Annotated in this window: 15 protein-coding genes; 9 read left to right on the top strand and 6 right to left on the bottom strand. The window is 69.3% G+C overall.

Going from position 1 to position 15,963, the window contains the following annotated elements; translation table 11 throughout:
* Window positions 1–101 precede the first annotated feature (101 nt).
* Window positions 102–677, bottom strand: a complete 576-nt coding sequence (gene kstR / locus AOM45_RS06645; protein WP_051784046.1) for a cholesterol catabolism transcriptional regulator KstR — start codon at window positions 675–677, stop codon at window positions 102–104.
* A 159-nt stretch (window positions 678–836) separates the two neighbouring features.
* Here kstR and AOM45_RS06640 point away from each other — a divergent pair, with 159 nt between their 5' ends.
* From AOM45_RS06640 to AOM45_RS06610, 7 genes are all read left to right on the top strand, one after another.
* Entirely contained in the window at window positions 837–2,738 is a 1,902-nt protein-coding gene (locus AOM45_RS06640) for an acyl-CoA dehydrogenase family protein (RefSeq protein ID WP_030469803.1), read from the top strand.
* Complete coding sequence (locus AOM45_RS06635; protein WP_030469802.1) at window positions 2,738–3,700, top strand: acyl-CoA dehydrogenase family protein; 963 nt, start codon at window positions 2,738–2,740, stop codon at window positions 3,698–3,700. The genes AOM45_RS06640 and AOM45_RS06635 overlap by 1 nt, the downstream gene beginning before the upstream one ends.
* The gene (locus AOM45_RS06630; RefSeq protein ID WP_030469801.1) at window positions 3,690–4,817 is read left to right on the top strand and encodes an acyl-CoA dehydrogenase family protein; all 1,128 of its coding nucleotides are present in this window, start codon (window positions 3,690–3,692) and stop codon (window positions 4,815–4,817) included. The genes AOM45_RS06635 and AOM45_RS06630 overlap by 11 nt, the downstream gene beginning before the upstream one ends.
* Window positions 4,817–5,722, top strand: a complete 906-nt coding sequence (locus AOM45_RS06625) for a Zn-ribbon domain-containing OB-fold protein (RefSeq protein ID WP_030469800.1) — start codon at window positions 4,817–4,819, stop codon at window positions 5,720–5,722. The genes AOM45_RS06630 and AOM45_RS06625 overlap by 1 nt, the downstream gene beginning before the upstream one ends.
* The gene (locus AOM45_RS06620) at window positions 5,709–6,092 is read left to right on the top strand and encodes a MaoC family dehydratase (RefSeq protein ID WP_030469799.1); all 384 of its coding nucleotides are present in this window, start codon (window positions 5,709–5,711) and stop codon (window positions 6,090–6,092) included. Before AOM45_RS06625 ends, AOM45_RS06620 begins: the two co-directional genes overlap by 14 nt.
* Window positions 6,089–7,228, top strand: coding sequence for a lipid-transfer protein (locus AOM45_RS06615; protein WP_030469798.1), 1,140 nt, complete (start codon window positions 6,089–6,091; stop codon window positions 7,226–7,228). Before AOM45_RS06620 ends, AOM45_RS06615 begins: the two co-directional genes overlap by 4 nt.
* Before the next feature lie 157 nt (window positions 7,229–7,385).
* Window positions 7,386–8,825, top strand: coding sequence for an arabinofuranosidase catalytic domain-containing protein (locus AOM45_RS06610; RefSeq protein WP_051784032.1), 1,440 nt, complete (start codon window positions 7,386–7,388; stop codon window positions 8,823–8,825).
* Here AOM45_RS06610 and chsH3 read toward each other — a convergent pair.
* From chsH3 to AOM45_RS06585, 5 genes are read right to left on the bottom strand one after another with little or no spacing between them, the layout of a single operon-like run.
* The gene (gene chsH3 / locus AOM45_RS06605) at window positions 8,812–9,639 is read right to left on the bottom strand and encodes an enoyl-CoA hydratase ChsH3 (RefSeq protein ID WP_030469796.1); all 828 of its coding nucleotides are present in this window, start codon (window positions 9,637–9,639) and stop codon (window positions 8,812–8,814) included. The two genes, AOM45_RS06610 and chsH3, sit on opposite strands and share 14 nt — an antisense overlap.
* Before the next feature lie 10 nt (window positions 9,640–9,649).
* Window positions 9,650–10,618: a ferredoxin--NADP reductase gene (locus tag AOM45_RS06600; protein WP_030469795.1), complete on the bottom strand. Its 969-nt coding sequence runs from the start codon at window positions 10,616–10,618 to the stop codon at window positions 9,650–9,652.
* A complete protein-coding gene (locus tag AOM45_RS06595; protein ID WP_030469794.1) occupies window positions 10,611–10,850 on the bottom strand; it encodes a hypothetical protein in 240 nt (79 codons plus the stop codon). The genes AOM45_RS06600 and AOM45_RS06595 overlap by 8 nt, the downstream gene beginning before the upstream one ends.
* On the bottom strand, window positions 10,847–11,989 hold the full coding sequence (locus tag AOM45_RS06590) for a 3-ketosteroid-9-alpha-monooxygenase, oxygenase component (protein ID WP_030469793.1): 1,143 nt from the start codon (window positions 11,987–11,989) through the stop codon (window positions 10,847–10,849). Before AOM45_RS06590 ends, AOM45_RS06595 begins: the two co-directional genes overlap by 4 nt.
* Entirely contained in the window at window positions 11,986–13,557 is a 1,572-nt protein-coding gene (locus AOM45_RS06585) for an FAD-dependent oxidoreductase (RefSeq protein ID WP_030469792.1), read from the bottom strand. The genes AOM45_RS06590 and AOM45_RS06585 overlap by 4 nt, the downstream gene beginning before the upstream one ends.
* 128 nt (window positions 13,558–13,685) lie before the next feature.
* Between AOM45_RS06585 and AOM45_RS06580 the strand changes: the two genes are divergently transcribed.
* Complete coding sequence (locus AOM45_RS06580) at window positions 13,686–15,191, top strand: FAD-binding protein (protein WP_035911548.1); 1,506 nt, start codon at window positions 13,686–13,688, stop codon at window positions 15,189–15,191.
* Window positions 15,185–15,955: a 2-keto-4-pentenoate hydratase gene (locus AOM45_RS50620; RefSeq protein ID WP_030469790.1), complete on the top strand. Its 771-nt coding sequence runs from the start codon at window positions 15,185–15,187 to the stop codon at window positions 15,953–15,955. The genes AOM45_RS06580 and AOM45_RS50620 overlap by 7 nt, the downstream gene beginning before the upstream one ends.
* The last annotated feature ends 8 nt before the right edge of the window (window positions 15,956–15,963 follow it).

Below are 15,963 nucleotides of genomic sequence, written 5' to 3'. Positions count from 1 at the left end.
CGGCTGGCGTGTTGCCGTTGGTGTGAGCGGTAGGCGGGTTGTGGGTTCGGGGCGTCGGAAGCGGCGGCGTTGGCAAACCCGACTGGCACCCCGTCACCGAGTCACTTCAGCAGCAGCCGCACCGTCAGCTCGAGCCGGTTCGCGACATCGGTCGCCGTGGCCCGCCGCGTCACCCAGGCGACCAGGTTCGACAGCCACACGTCGCCGATCACCCGCGCGATCGCCTTCTGCTCGTCCGTCGGCGCGTCGTCGCTCATCGCCTTGGTGAACATGCTCTCCATGAGCCACGCGACGCGGTCGACCTCGGCGCCCGCGGAGGCGTCGGCGAAGGTGAACGCGCGCGTCATCGCCTCGGTGAGGTGCGGGTTGCGCTGCAGGCCCCTGGTGATGCGGCCGAGCACGAACAGCACGCGCTCGTAGGCGCTGTCGCCGGGGACCGTGGTGCGGTCCATCTTCTCCTGCGCGCGCTCCAGCTCCACGGCGAGGCTGGACACGAGCAGGTGGACCTTCGACGGGAAGTAGCGGTACAACGTGCCCAGCGCGACGTCCGCCCTGTCCGCGACCGCGCGCATCTGGACGGCGTCGAACCCGCCCTTGGACGCCAGCGCGATGGTCGCGTCGACGATCCGCTTGCGACGCTCGCGCTGGGCGACGGAGCTGAGCTCCTCGCCCGCCATGAGTGCGTCGGTGCGCGACTTCGAAGGTGACACGGAGATGATCCTCCTGGAACGTGTTGCAGCTGCCTCCTCATCGTACTAGATCGGTTTCCCAGCCATGATCTGTTGCCCGAATTAGAACACGTTCTATAAACTCCTTCACGTATTGGAGGAGGCCGCATGCCGATCGCCACGACCGGGGAACAACGAGCGTTGCGGGACAGCGTGGACGCGGCCAAGGGCGAGTGGGCTGATCTCGTCCGGGTCGGGTTCTTCGAGGTGACGCGGGAAGGCGGCACGGTCGCCGATCTCGCGGTGATGCTGGAGCGGGCCGCCGAGAACCTCGTGCCGGGGCCGTTGCTGCCCACGGCGCTGGTGTCCGTGCTGGTCCCGGACTTCGACGGGGTCGCGGGGTTCGGGTTCTCGCCGGAGCACGTGGTGGGCGCGGCGGAGGCGACGCACGTGCTGGTCAAAACGGACTCGTGGCGGCTCGTTCCCGCTGGTCAGGTGACCGAGCTTCAGCCCGTGGACCTGTCCCGTTCGCTCGGTTCGGTGGTGGTCACCGAGCCCGGCGTCGAGATCGCCGATCCGACCGACCTCGCGGTGACGCTGATGGCGGCCGAGGCGAGCGGGGTGGCGGCGTGGTGTCTGAACACCGCCGTCGAGTACGCGAAACAACGTCAGCAGTTCGGGCGTGTCATCGGGTCGTTCCAGGCCGTGAAGCACCTGTGCGTGGAAATGCTGTGCCGCGCGGAGCAGGCGAGCTCGGTCGCGTGGGACGCGGCCAGTTCCGTCGGCGAGGACGAGCACCCGCTGGCCGCGGCGGTGGCGGCCGCCGTGGCGTTCGACGCGGCTGTGCGCAACGCCAAGGACTGCATCCAGGTGCTGGGCGGCATCGGCTTCACCTGGGAACACGACGCGCACCGCTACCTGCGCCGGGCGCTGGCGTTGCAACAGCTCGCGGGCGGTGTCGCGCGGTGGCGCCGACGGGTCGCCGAGCTGGCGCTGGCCGGGGCGCGCAGGTCCCACAACGTCCAGATCGAGTCCGATCCCGAGGTGCGGGCGTTCGCGGAGGAGATCGCCGCGCTGGACCCCGCCGCGCAACGGGAACGGCTGGCGGACAGCGGTTTCCTCGTGCCGCACTGGCCCCGGCCGTACGGGCTGGACGCCGGACCGGCGCGGCAGATGGTGATCGACGACGAGTTCGCCCGCGCCGGTGTGCGCAGGCCCGACCTGATCATCGGGGGCTGGGCCGGGCCGACGATCCTGCGTCACGGCACCGCCGAGCAGCAGGAACGGTTCGTGCGCCCGACGTTGAGCGGCGAGATCACCTGGTGCCAGCTGTTCAGCGAACCGGAGGCCGGTTCGGACCTCGCGTCGTTGCGCACCAAGGCTCACCAGGTCGACGGCGGCTGGCGGCTCACCGGTCAGAAGGTGTGGACGTCGCTCGCGCACCAGGCCGACTGGGCGATCTGCCTGGCCCGCACGGACTCCTCGGTGCCCAAGCACAAGGGCATCACGTACTTCCTCGTCGACATGCGGTCGCAGGGTGTCGAGGTGAGGCCGTTGCGGGAGATCACCGGCGACGCGCGGTTCAACGAGGTGTTCCTGGACGACGTGTTCGTGCCGGACGACTGCGTGGTCGGCGAGGTGAACGACGGCTGGCGGCTCGCCCGCACGACGCTCGCCAACGAGCGGGTGGCGATGGGTCGCGGTTCGTCGCTGGGCGAGGCACTGGAACAGGTTCTGAAATCTCCGGCCGCCGCGGATCACGCGGAACGGCTCGGGGCGCTCGTCGCGGAAGGTCTCGCGGTGTCGGTGCTGGACCTGCGGGCGAACCTGCGGGTGCTGAGCGGGCAGGAGCCGGGCGCGGAGTCCAGTGTGCGCAAGCTCGTCGGAGTGCGGCACCGGCAGGACGTCGCCGAGTTCGCCGTGGAGCTGCTCGGTCCGGACGCCGCCGTCGACGGCGAGCTGGTCCACGAGTTCCTGCTGACGCGGTGCCTGAGCATCGCGGGAGGGACGACACAGGTGTTGATGAACCTCGCCGGAGAACGGATTCTCGGTCTACCCAGGGAGTCTTGATGGATTTCGAGCTCGACGACACCCAGCGGGAGATCGCCCGGCTGGCGGCCGACGTGCTGGGCAGGGAGAGCGACACCCCCTGGAAGGCCTTGGGGGAAGCGGGATTGCTGTCCCTCGCCGTTCCGGAACGACTTGGCGGTGATGGACTCGGTGTGCTGGAGACAGCCGTGCTGCTCACCGAGGTCGGACGGCGGGCGGCGGACGTTCCGGCGCTGGCGACCCTCGCGCTGGGCGTGCTGCCGATCGTCCGGCACGGGACTCCGGAGCAGCAGGACACCTTGCTGCCACTGGTGACCGAACAGCACGCGGTGCTGACCGCGGCGCTGAGCGAACCGTCGGCACCACTGCCGGCCACCCCGAGCACCACGGCCGGGCCGGACGGGATCACCGGCGTGAAGATCAACGTGCCGCACGCCGGTGAGGCGCGACGAATTCTCGTCAGCACCGACAGCGGAGTTTTCGTCGTTGATCCCGCACAACCAGGTGTGTCCACATCGGACGGAACAGTGCGTTTCGAAGGCGCTCGCGGTGAAGAGCTGAAGGGCTCGGCCGCTGACCTGCGCCGGTTCGCCCTCGCCGGTGCCTGCGCGGTCGCGGACGGTGTTCTCGCCGGCGCGCTCGACCTCACCGTGCGGCACGTCGGCACCCGTCACCAGTTCGGCAAGCCGCTGGCGACCTTCCAAGCAGCGGCGTCTCAGGTCGCGGACGTCTACATCGCCGCCCGCACGCTGCACCTCGCCACCCTGGCGGCCTGCTGGAGCCTCGACGACAACGATCTCGACACCGCCGCCTACTGGCTCGCGGCCGAGGCGCTGCCCGCCGTCCACACGTGCCACCACCTGCACGGCGGACTCGGCCTCGACATCACCTACCCGATGCACCGGTACTACGGCATGGCCAAGGAGCTGACGCGGTTCGTCGGCGGAGTGGAGCACCGCTTGGGGGCCATCGATGTTCATTGACCTCACCGCCGAACAGCGAAAGCTGCGGGACGAGCTGCGCGAGTACTTCGCGAACCTCATGTCCGACGCGGAACGCGAGGCGATGCTGACCGAACGCCACGGCACGACCTACCGGGAGCTCGTGCGCAGGCTCGGCCGCGACGGACGGCTAGGCGTCGGCTGGCCGCGGGAGTACGGCGGCAAGGGCTTCGGGCCGGTCGAGCAGCAGATCTTCGTCAACGAGGCGGCGCGCGCGGACGTCCCCCTGCCGTACGTGACGCTGCAGACCGTCGGACCGACGTTGCAGGCGTTCGGAACGCAGGAGCAGAAGGACTTCTTCCTGCCGCGCATCCTCGCGGGCGACCTCCACTTCGCCATCGGCTACACCGAGCCGGACGCGGGCACGGACCTCGCCGCGTTGCGCACCAAGGCCGTCCGGGAAGACGATCACTACGTCGTCAACGGCCAGAAGACGTTCACGACGGGCGGGCACGACGCCGACTACGTGTGGCTGGCCTGCCGCACCGGCACGCCCGACTCGCGGCACAAGGGCATCACGATCCTGATCGTGGACACGAAGGATCCCGGCTACTCGTGGACGCCCATCATCACGTGCGACGGCGCGCACCACGTCAACGCCACCTACTACAACGACGTCCATGTGCCCGAAGGTAGGCGCGTCGGCGAGGAGAACAAGGGCTGGCGGCTGATCACCACCCAGCTCAACCACGAACGCGTCATGCTCGGCCCGTCCGGACGAGTCGGTGTGCTGATCGAACGGGTTCACGGCTGGGCCGCCGAACGGAAGTTGCTCGACGAACCGGACGTGCGACGGGCGTTGGCCGAGGCGAAAGCGGTGCACCGCGTGAACGAGCTGCTCAACTGGCAGGTCGCTTCGGGCGAGGTCGAGGTGGCGGACGCCAGCGCCACCAAGGTGTTCGCCGCGGACCGCACACAGCGCGTCGGCAGACTGCTGGAGGAGCTGGTCGGACGTCACGGCGGCGACGCGGAGCTCGTCCGGTGGCTGGACGTGCAGGCACGGCGCAACCTCGTGCTGACGTTCGGCGGCGGAGTGAACGAGATCCAGCGCGAGCTGATCGCGAACATCGGGCTCGGTCTGCCACGGGTGGTGCGATGATCGACATCGAGAAGGAGGCCGCGCGCATCGCCGAACGGGGCGAGTCGGCACCACGGCTCGCGCGCGACCCGGTCAACCTGCCGATGATCAACAACTGGCTGGAGGCCATCGGCGACCAGCACCCCGGCTACACCGAGGTCGCGCCGCCCGCGATGGTCCAGGTGTGGACGATGGGCGGTCTGCACGGCCAGCGCAGCGCGGACGACCCATTGGGCGCGATGATGGCGATCCTCGACGAGGCCGGGTACACGTCGGTGGTCGCGACCAACAGCGACCAGACCTACCACCGGTACCTCAAGATCGGCGAGCACCTGTCGGTGACGTCGACGCTGGAGGACGTGACCGGGCCGAAGAGGACCGGGCTGGGCGAAGGCTGGTTCGTGACCACCAGGAGCACCTGGTACGTCGGCGACGAACCGGTGGCGGAGATGCGGTTCCGGGTGCTGAAGTTCCGCCCCGCCGGCCAACCCGCCTCCGCGCCCGAAGCTCCCGCGGCGCAACCGGAAGCCCCCAAGACCCATGTCATCCGGCCCTCCGTCAACCGCGACACCGAGTACTTCTGGGAAGGCTGCCGGCAGGGCGAGCTCCGCATCCAGCGGTGCGGCGGCTGCGGCCTCCTGCGCCACCCGCCGGGCCCGATGTGCCCGGAATGCGGTGCCACCAAACCGAAGTACCTCGTCTCGGACGGACGCGGCGTGGTCTACAGCTACGTCGTGCACCACCACCCGCAGGTGCCGGGCAAGCAGACCCCGTTCGTCATCGCCCTGGTCGAGCTCGACGAGGGTGTGCGGATGCTGGGCGAGCTCGACGGCGAGCCGAGCATCGGGCAACGGGTCGAGGTCGTGTTCACGAAGGTCGACGACGAACTGACGATGCCGAGCTGGAGGACCTGTGCGGATCGGTGATTCGCTGCCCGAGTGGCACGTCGAGGCCACGCCCACGTTCGTGATCAGCACGGCGATCGCCACGCGCGACTTCCAGGACGTGCACCACGACCGGGACCTCGCGATCCAGCGCGGGTCGAAGGACATCTTCATCAACATCCTGACGACGACCGGGCTGGTGCAGCGCTACGTCACGGACTGGGCGGGCCCGGAGGCGTTGGTGCGTCAGGTGAACATCAGGCTCGGCGCGCCGTGTTTCGCCTACGACACGTTGAAGTTCTTCGGCCAGGTGGTGGAACGCGAGGAGCAGGACCTGACCATCGAGGTGGTCGGCAGGACCGCTCACGGCGACCACGTCACCGGAACCGTGAAGATCGAGGTGCCCGCGTGAACGCCGCGATCGTCGGAATCGGCGCGACCGACTTCTCCAAGAACTCCGGCCGCAGCGAGCTCCAGCTGGCGGCCGAGGCCGTCAGAGCGGCCCTCGACGACGCCGGGCTCACACCGTCCGATGTGGACGGCTTGGTCAGCTTCACCATGGACACCAACGCCGAGATCGCGGTCGCGCGGGAGCTCGGCATCCCGGAGCTGACGTTCTTCAGCCGCGTCCACTACGGCGGCGGGGCGGCGTGCGCGACCGTGCAGCAGGCGGCGATGGCCGTCGAGACCGGTGCGGCGAAGGTCGTCGTCTGCTACCGGGCGTTCAACGAACGCTCCGGCCACCGGTTCGGCCAGGTGCAGACCGCGGCCGCGGCGAACATCGACAACAGCTGGTCGTACCCGATGGGCCTGGGCACCCCGGCCGCGATGGTCGCCATGTTCGCCCGCCGCTACATGCACGAGTACGGGGCCACCAGCGAGGACTTCGGCCGGGTCGCCGTGCTCGACCGCAAGCACGCCGCCACGAACCCGCACGCGTGGTTCCACAACCGGCCGATCACCCTCGAGGACCACCAGAACTCGCGGTGGATCGCCGAACCGCTCCACCTCCTCGACTGCTGTCAGGAGACCGACGGGGGAGTGGCGCTCGTGGTCACGTCCCGGGAACGCGCCCGCGATCTCCCGAACAAGCCCGCGCACGTCAAGGCCGCCACGCAGGGCAGCAGCGTCGACCAGTTCACGATGACGAGCTACTACCGCGACGACCTGACCGGCCTGCCGGAGATGGGCGTGGTGGCGCGCGGCCTGTGGGAGAGGTCCGGCATCGGTCCGTCCGATGTGGACGTGGCCGTGCTCTACGACCACTTCACGCCGTTCGTGCTGGTCCAGCTGGAGGAACTGGGCTTCTGCGGCAAGGGCGAGGCCAAGGACTTCGTCGCGTCCGGTGCGTTGGAGCTGGACGGCGCGTTGCCGCTCAACCCGCACGGCGGCCAGCTCGGCGAGGCCTACCTGCACGGTATGAACGGTATCGCCGAGGGCGTGCGCCAGGTGCGGGGCACGGCGGTGAACCAGGTCGGAGACGTCGAGCACGTCCTGGTCACCGCGGGCACCGGCGTGCCGACCAGCGGGCTGGTGCTGGCGCGATAATCGAACCGGTTCGACCACGGTCGCTTTCGTTCGATGCGAGTGTCTTGCTGAGCGCCGTCAACTGCGGGATGTTGTGCAGTTGACGGTACTCAGCCCCAGCCCTTGGGTTTGACGAACCGGTTCGACCCAGGGCGCGCCAGGGAAGGCATCGACAGCCATGAAAGGTCGATTAGGCCGCTCCACCACCGCCGTTGCGGCGGCACTCGTGCTCGCCACCGCCCTCGCTGTTCCTGCAGAGCCGAGCGCACGCGCGGCGGGATCCGGTCCGTGCGACATCTACGCCACCGGTGGTACGCCGTGTGTGGCCGCGCACAGCACCACGAGAGCGTTGTACGGCAACTACAACGGTCCGCTCTATCAGGTCAGGCGGTCGGACAACACCACCCGGGACATCGGTGTGCTCAGCGCGGGCGGTGTCGCCGACAGCGCCGCCCAGGACGCGTTCTGCGCCACCGCGACCTGTCTCATCAGCGTCATCTACGACCAGTCCGGTCGCGGTAACCACCTCACCCAGGCGCCACCGGGCGGGTTCCCCGGCCCCGAGCCCGGCGGATGGGACAGGCTCGCCGACGCGAAGGCAGCGCCGGTGACGGTCGGCGGCCAGAAGGCCTACGGCGTCCGCATCACGCCGGGCACCGGCTACCGCAACAACAAGACGAACGGCGTCGCGACCGGTGACCAGCCGGAGGGCATCTACGCCGTCGTCGACGGCCAGCACTACAACCAGTGGTGCTGCTTCGACTACGGCAACGCGCAGACGACCAACACCGCCGACAGGCCCGCGATCATGGAGACCGTCTACTTCGGATCCAGCAAGCAGTGGGGCTACGGCGACGGTCCCGGCCCTTGGGTCATGGCCGATCTGGAGTGGGGCCTGTTCTCCGGTGTGAACGCCGGTTACAACAGGAACCCGACGATCAACCACCGCTTCGTGACGGCGATCGTCAAGGGCGAGCCGAACCACTGGGCGATCCGCGGCGGCAACGCGCAGTCGGGCAGCCTGTCGACCATGTTCGACGGTCCGCGGCCGCAGGGCTACCACCCGATGAGGAAGCAGGGCGCGATCCTCCTCGGCATCGGCGGTGACAACAGCGTCACCGGCGCCGGCACGTTCTTCGAGGGCGTGCTCACCTCCGGCTACCCGACGAACGCCACCGAGGACGCGGTGCAGGCCAACATCACCGCGGCCGCCTACGCACCCGTCGCCTCGCAGCCGGGCAGGCAGATCGTCGGCAGCCAGTCCAACCGGTGCGTCGACGTGCCTGCCACCACCAACGGCACCCAGGTGCAACTGGCGGACTGCCAGAGCGCCGACCGTCAGCGCTGGACCTACACGGCGGACAAGAGGCTGCAGGTCTTCGGCAACAAGTGCCTCGACGCCAACGGTCAGGGCACCGCCAACGGCACCCAGGTGATCATCTGGGACTGCCACGGCGGTGCGAACCAGCAGTGGAACGTCAACTCGAACGGCACCATCTCCGGCGTGCAGTCAGGCCGGTGCCTGGACGCCAACGCCGGTGGCACCGCCAACGGCACGAAGCTGATTCTCTGGGACTGCCACGGCGGCACCAACCAGCAGTGGGCTATGCGAGGCTGAGCACCGCGTCAGCGAGCACGGGACGGTCCCCGGCCGAGGTCGTGAGCACGAGCCGCGGACCGTCCCGCCACACCCGAGTCGTCAGCGTTTCGCCGGGGTAGACGACACCGGCGAACTTCGCGCCGAACGACAGCACCTGCTCCGGCCCGTCGAGCACCGCGTCGATCACCGCCTTGCACACCACGCCGTACGTGCACAGGCCGTGCAGGATCGGCTGGTCGAACCCGGCCAGGCGGGCGAACTCCGGATCGGCGTGCAGCGGGTTCCGGTCACCGCACAACCGGTAGAGGTAGGCCTGCTGGGGCAACGTCGGCGTCTCGATCACGAAGTCGGGCTCGCGCTCCGGCACCTCCACCTTGCCCGACGGGCCACGATCGCCGCCGAACCCGCCCTCGCCGCGGGCGAAGATGCTGGACCGGGTCGTGTACAGGGCGGTCCCGTCCGGCGTCACGGCCGTCGACTCCTGCACGATCACCGCGGCTTTCCCCTTGTCCCACACGTCCGCGATCCGCGTCCGCAGCACCGCCTCGCCCTCGGACGGCAGCGGGCCGTGCACGGTGATCTCCTGCGTCCCGTGCAGCACCCGAGCCAGGTCGATGTCGACACCGGGGAACGACACGACGGGGGCAGCGGTCTCGTGGAACCGGGGCGCGACGACACCGAACGTCGGCAGCACCCGCAGTCCCTGCTCGTAGACGTACCGGAGTTCCGTCGCGCCCAGCGCCAGGTGGTAGAGCAGCACGTCGGACTGCGTCCAGGCGAACTTGATCTCGGGGAGTTCGGCCCCCACAGCGACGGCCGGGTCGATCGGCATCAGGCGCCCCTCACTCGTAGGTGATCTTCACGGTGTCGGTGACCGGAACCGACTGGCACGCCAGCACGATGCCGTCGGCGATGTCCTCGGGATCGAGCACGTCGTTGTTGAGCATCTTGACCTCGCCGTCGACGAGCCGGCACGCGCACGCGCTGCACGCACCCTCACGGCACGAGTACGGCGCGTCGAGTCCCTTCTCCAGCAACAGGTCGAGCAGCTTCTGCCGCGCGGGCCACGGAAACCGGTGCCGCTCACCGTCCAGCGACACCTCGACCACGGCGTCCGGCCGGTCGTCCGCCACGGCCACGACCTCGGAGAACGGATCGCTGGACAGGGACACGAACTTCTCGACGTGCACGACCGGAACGTCGTGCAGCGCCTTGCGCGCGGCCTCCATGAACGGCGCGGGCCCGCACACGAACGCCTCGTCGCAGGTCCGCACGAACGCCCGCAACCCCGCCACGTGCGGCAGTCCCTGCACCGACTCCAGCCAGTGCACGACGGTCAGCCGGTCCGGATGCGCGCGAGCGAGTTCGTCGAGCTCACGAGCGAAGATCACGGAGGCCTCGTCGCGGTTGGCGTACACCAGGAACACGCGGCCGGAGCCCTGACCGAGCACCGCCCTGATGATCGACATGACCGGCGTGATCCCGCTGCCCGCCGCGAACGCGAGCAACGAGGAGTCCAGCGACGACGGCGTGAAGACCCCGGCCGGCGCCAGCACGTCGAGCTCCGCGCCCACCTCGACCGAGGAGCACATCCACACCGAGCCGTACCCGTCCGGCGTGCGCTTGACCGTGATCTTCAACGGCTCACCCGGCGCGCTGGACAGGGAGTAGCAGCGCGCGACGTCACCCGCCCGCACGGTCAGGAACTGGCCGGGCTTCACCGCGAAGTCCGCCCCGGACAACACGAAGGAGCGCGCGTCGGCGGTCTCCTCGATCACGGCGTCGACCCGCAGCCGGTGCACCTCAGCCATCGGCGACCTCCAGCGTTCCCTCGCGAACCGCCTTCTCGATGCTGTCCCGCAGCCGCAGACAGGTCGGCACGAAAGCGGACCTCGGACCGCAGATCTCCGGGCAGTCGCGGGTGTCGGACAGCCACTGCACGCTGGTGTGCTGCGGGCTGTTCTTCTTCACCAGCACCCGGTTGCCGCAGTCGCACCGGACCGGCACCATCCCGCCGACCAGGAACTCGTCGCGCTCGTTCACGTCGCCTGCTCCTGAGGTGCCGGTTGCTTCCTGGCCAGGTTCTCGGCGACCTCCTTCTCCCAGACCTCGACCGCACGAGAGGTGTCGACCTCGAACTCGAAGCGCCGCACCATGTCGTCGGTGACGTCCTCGACGTCGACGTAGAACTGCTCGTACCAGCGCCGCAGCTGGTAGACCGGCCCGTCCTCCTCGCACAGCAACGGGTTGTCGATGCGCGACTTGTTCTGCCAGATCTCCACGTCCTGCAGGAACCCGACGCCGATGCCGCGCGCGAACTTGGCCGCGATCTTGTCCGCGTGCACGTCGTCGACGCCCGGCAGCTTCTTCACGATCGCGCCCCACTGGAGCTTGAACGACGTCGGCGAGATCGGGTAGTGGCAGTTGATCAGCACCGTCTCGATCTCGATGCCCTTGTAGTCGTTCCACAGGTAGTCGATCATGTACGACGGCCCGTAGTACGAGGCCTCCGACCGGACTTCCACGTCACCGGTGTAGTTCGAGCCCATCGCGACGTCCGGGCGTCCGCGCGTGGTGAGGTACTGCGAGGCGATGTGGCCCTCCATCACGTTCTTGAAGTACGTCGGGAACGCGAAGTGGATGTAGAAGAAGTGGGCCATGTCCACGACGTTGTCGATGATCTCGCGGCAGTTCGCGTTGTCGATCACCACCGAGTCCCACGTCCAGTTGCTCCACTCGTTGCTGAACGCCGCCTCGATGCGGGGAATCGTCACGTGCTCCGGCGGCGGGTTGCCCTGCGGGTCGTTCCACACGAAGAGCTGCTTGTTCTCCTCCAGCGTGATCCACGACCGCGTGCGCGCCCGCAACGGAACCCTTTTGGCGTAAGGGATGTCGACGCACCGGCCGTTGCCCGCCCAGCGCCAGTCGTGGAACGGGCAGGCGATGGTGCTGCCCTTGACCGTGCCCTGGGTGAGGTCGCCGCCCATGTGCCGGCAGTACCCGTCGAGCACGTTGATCTTGCCGTCCTCGCTCGCGAACACGACGAGCTTGGTGCCGAACGCCTCCACGGCGTGGGGTTCGCCGTCGCGGAAGCTCTCGGCCAGGCCGAGGCAGTGCCAGCCGCGTGCGAACCGCGCCGGAGGTGCGCCGGTGTCGATCGTCCGCACGGTGTCCTGCGTCATCGCGTTCCTCCAGAGATGTCGAGGCCGGCGAGATAACCGAACGTCATCGCCGGTCCGAGGGTGGCGCCCGCTCCCGCGTAGGTGTGTCCCATGACGGACGCGCTGGTGTTGCCCGCCGCGTACAGGCCTTCGATCACCGAACCGTCCTCGCGCAGCACCCGCGCTCGGGTGTCGGTGCGCAGACCGCCCTTGGTGCCGAGGTCGCCGGGTACGATCTTCACCGCGTGGAACGGCCCGGTCGTGAGCGGCGCGAGGTTGGGGTTCGGGTGGTTGCGGGGATCGCCGTAGTAGCGGTCGTACGCGCTGTCGCCGCGGCGGAAGTCGGAGTCCTTGCCGTCGTAGGCGAGCGTGTTGAACCGCCGGACGGTGTCGATGAGCTCGGGCAGGTCGGCCTCTTGGGCGAGTTCTTCGAGGCTGGGGGCGGTGAGTACGACGTCGCGCCAGCGCCGGGGGAGCGGGCGGCGCGGCGGGAGGCCGCAGAACGGGTAGCGGCTGCGGTAGGTGTGGTCGAAGACGAGCCAGGTGTCGCCGGTCATCGCGTTGACCACGTCGATGTAGGGCGCTGCCTCGTTGACGAACCTGCGGCCGGTCTTGTCCACGAGCAGGCAGCCGGGCAGGGAGCGTTCGGCGAGCAGGAAGTACGGGCCGCGCGGCAACGGGACCGACGGGCCCCACCACGCGTCGTCCATCAGGCCGACCGCCGCGCCCGCCCTGATGCCGGCCTCGATGCCGTCGCCGGTGTTGGCGCTGGCGCCGACCGTCCACTCGGTACCGATGTCCTGGTGCTGTTTGCGCAGGCGTTCGTTGTGCTCGAACCCGCCCGCGGCCAGCACGACGTTCTTCGCGAGGATCAGCTTGTTGCCGACCGTGATTCCGGCGATCTTGCCGTTCTCGTGGTGCAGGTCGGTCATCGCCGTGTTGAGCCTGATCTCGACGTTGAGCGCCTTGAGCCCGGCGCGCAGTCCTGCTGCCAGCGCCTGGCCCATGGTGAGCCGCCTGCCCGGCAGGAACCGGCGGGCGAACACCTTCGCGGCGGTGACCAGGCCGCGCGGGTGCCTGCCGATCAGCGTCAGCCAGCGGTAGTCGGTCTGGGTGATCACGATGCCCGCCGGGGTCGGCACGTACGGCGGTTCGAGGTCCTTGAGCTCCTCGCCGAGGAGCTTGGTGTTGAACGGCAGCGGTTCGACCGACCGGCCGCGCGGCTGTCCGCCGGGCGCTTCCGGGTAGTAGTCGGCGTAGTCGCGGACCCAGCGGAACTTCAGCGGTGTGTGGGCGCAGACGAACGCGAGCATCGCCGGTCCCGCGTCGAGGAACGCCTCGCGCAGGTCCGCCGGCACCTCGCCGGCGATGTGCGCCAGGTAGGTGCTCGCCCGCTCCGGTGAGTCGGGTACGCCGTTGGCGGCGAGCACCGCGTTGTTCGGGACCCAGATGCCGCCGCCGGACCGAGCGGTCGAGCCGCCGAAGTGCTCGGCCTTCTCGACGACAAGGGTGCGCAGGCCGTGTTGAGCGGTGCAGAGCGCGGCTGTCATGCCCGCCGCGCCGCTGCCGACGACGATCACGTCGTACATCGCACCTCCCCGAGGCTTCAGACTAGAACAGGTTATAGTTCTGAGCCGGTTTGGCGCTATGGTGTAGGAGTTCCAGGCAAGTCGACTCGCTGAGAACACGTTCTGGGAACCTGTTTCTGGAGGGTTGCGTGGAGGTCACCGCTGACGTGGTCGTCGTCGGCTTCGGTGCGGCCGGCGCGTGCGCCGCCATCGAGGCCGCGGCAGCCGGTGCGTCCGTGGTGGTCCTGGACCGGTTCGCCGGTGGTGGCGCGACCGCGTTGTCCGGCGGCGTCGTGTACGCGGGCGGCGGGACGCGGCAGCAGGTCGAAGCCGGTGTCACCGACTCGGCCGAGGCGATGTTCGCCTACCTGAAGCACGAGGTCAGGGACGCGGTGTCCGAGGCGACGCTGCGGCGGTTCTGCGAGGACAGCGCCAAGTCGCTGGCCTGGCTGGAGGACCAGGGCGTGCCGTTCTCCTCGGCTCTGTGCCCGTTCAAGACCTCGTACCCGACCGACGACTACTACCTCTACCAGTCCGGCAGCGAGGACGCGGTGTTCGATGATTCTGGGCCGGACCCGGTACCGCGCGGACACCGGACGAAGGCGAAAGGCACGTCGGGCAAGGCCTTCTTCACCCGTCTGGCGGAGGCGACCCGGCGCGCGGGCGTCCGGATCATGACGCAGACCCGCGCGGTCGAGCTCGTCCTGGAGGACGGCCGGGTCGCGGGCGTGCACTGCCGGACCCTGACCGGCTTGCCACGCGCCCTGCACAGCGCGTTGTCGAGGGCCGGCGCCAAGCCGTGGATCTACTACCCGCCGGTCGGCAGGAAGCTGTTCGGGCTGGCGGCGTGGCTGGAACGCCGGTTCGGCCGCCCGCTGACGGTGACCGCGCGGCGCGGAGTGGTGATCTCGGCGGGCGGTTTCATCGCCGACCGGGCGACGATCCGCGAGCTTGGCCCCGCCTACCGGGGCGGTCTCGCGCTCGGCACACCCGGTGACGACGGCGGCGGCATCCGGCTCGGGGTCGAGGCCGGTGGCAAGACCGCGCGGATGGACAAGATCTCGGTGTGGCGGTTCATCACGCCACCCAGTGCGTTGCAACGCGGTGTTCTCGTGGACTCCGAGGGCCGCAGGTTCGGTGACACGACCCGGTACGGCGCCGCCATCGGCAGCGAGATCATCGAACGCGGCGGCAAGGCGTGGCTGCTCGTCGACGACGACGTCCTGCGCGTCGCACGGGCCCAGGTGAAGACGCAGACCTCGCCGTTCCAACGGTGGCAGGTCCGGTACTTCCTGAACCGCGGCATGGTCACGGCACCGACGGTCGAGGAGGTGGCGGCCAAGGCGGGAATCGGCACTCCCCAGGACGAGGCGGCACAGCCGTTCGGGACGCCGCCCTACTCGTTGATCAACGTGTCGGTGCGCGCCGGCTTCGGCTATCCCTGCCCGATGCTCACGCTCGGCGGGCTCGTCGTCGACGAGGACACCGGTGAGGTGCGAGGAGTTCCCGGCCTGTACGCGGCGGGCAGGTCGGCCGTCGGGGTGTGCTCGGAGTCCTACGTCAGCGGGCTCTCGCTCGCCGACTGCGTCTTCTCCGGCCGCCGTGCGGGGCTTCATGTCGCCGAATCATCAGGTGCAGGGGAGGCCAGGTGCTGACGATCCAGTCCAGGGAAGCGGCGGCCGAGTTGCTGCGCGTGGCCGAACGCGACCGCGTGCCGATCAAACCGCTGGTCGAGCTGTATCCGGACATCGACGTGGTGGACGCCTACGAGATCCAGCTGCTCAACGTCCGGCACCGCAACCGCGACGTGATCGGCCACAAGGTCGGCCTGTCGTCGCTGGCGATGCAGCAGATGATGGGCGTCGACGAGCCCGACTACGGCCACCTGCTCGACGACATGCAGCTCGCGGGCACGGCGGACGCGTCGGCGTACCTGTACCCGCGGGTCGAGGTGGAGATCGCGTTCCTGCTCGCGCGCGACCTGCCGGGCGAGGGCTGCACGGTCGAGGACGTGCTGGCCGCCACCGAGTTCGTCGCGCCGGCCATCGAGCTGATCGACAGCCGGATCGAGAACTGGCGGATCGGCCTGCAGGACACCATCGCGGACAACGCGTCGTCGGCCGGGTTCATGCTGGGCTCCGAACGCGTCCGTCCGTCCGAAATAGACATCGGTGCGGTCGCGGCCACGTTGCGCCGCAACGGTGAGGTGGTCGCCGAGGGCCGTGGTGACGCGGTGCTGGGCGACCCGGCGATCGCGGTGGCGTGGCTCGCCGGGAAGGTCGCCTCGTTCGGCGTCCGGTTGCTGGCGGGCGACATCGTGCTGCCGGGTTCGTGCACGCGCGCCATCGACGCCCGGCCTGGCGACGAGTTCCACGCCGAGTTCGCCGGACTTGGTTCTGTCGACCTGAAATTCGAGTGAGGTGACTG

The organism is Lentzea aerocolonigenes (genome assembly GCF_000974445.1).
In the GTDB taxonomy this organism is placed as follows: Bacteria; Actinomycetota; Actinomycetes; order Mycobacteriales; family Pseudonocardiaceae; genus Lentzea; species Lentzea aerocolonigenes.
This window is presented reverse-complemented; position numbering and strand designations above follow the sequence as displayed.

What these genes read in the sequence shown, in the direction of transcription:
- kstR (WP_051784046.1), bottom strand. Translation starts at nt 677, where the DNA reads ATGGCGGGCGAGGAGCTCAGCTCCGTCGCCCAGCGCGAGCGTCGCAAG.
- AOM45_RS06640 (WP_030469803.1), top strand. Translation starts at nt 837, where the DNA reads ATGCCGATCGCCACGACCGGGGAACAACGAGCGTTGCGGGACAGCGTG.
- AOM45_RS06635 (WP_030469802.1), top strand. Translation starts at nt 2,738, where the DNA reads ATGGATTTCGAGCTCGACGACACCCAGCGGGAGATCGCCCGGCTGGCG.
- AOM45_RS06630 (WP_030469801.1), top strand. Translation starts at nt 3,690, where the DNA reads ATGTTCATTGACCTCACCGCCGAACAGCGAAAGCTGCGGGACGAGCTG.
- AOM45_RS06610 (WP_051784032.1), top strand. Translation starts at nt 7,386, where the DNA reads ATGAAAGGTCGATTAGGCCGCTCCACCACCGCCGTTGCGGCGGCACTC.
- chsH3 (WP_030469796.1), bottom strand. Translation starts at nt 9,639, where the DNA reads ATGCCGATCGACCCGGCCGTCGCTGTGGGGGCCGAACTCCCCGAGATC.
- AOM45_RS06600 (WP_030469795.1), bottom strand. Translation starts at nt 10,618, where the DNA reads ATGGCTGAGGTGCACCGGCTGCGGGTCGACGCCGTGATCGAGGAGACC.
- AOM45_RS06590 (WP_030469793.1), bottom strand. Translation starts at nt 11,989, where the DNA reads ATGACGCAGGACACCGTGCGGACGATCGACACCGGCGCACCTCCGGCG.
- AOM45_RS06585 (WP_030469792.1), bottom strand. Translation starts at nt 13,557, where the DNA reads ATGTACGACGTGATCGTCGTCGGCAGCGGCGCGGCGGGCATGACAGCC.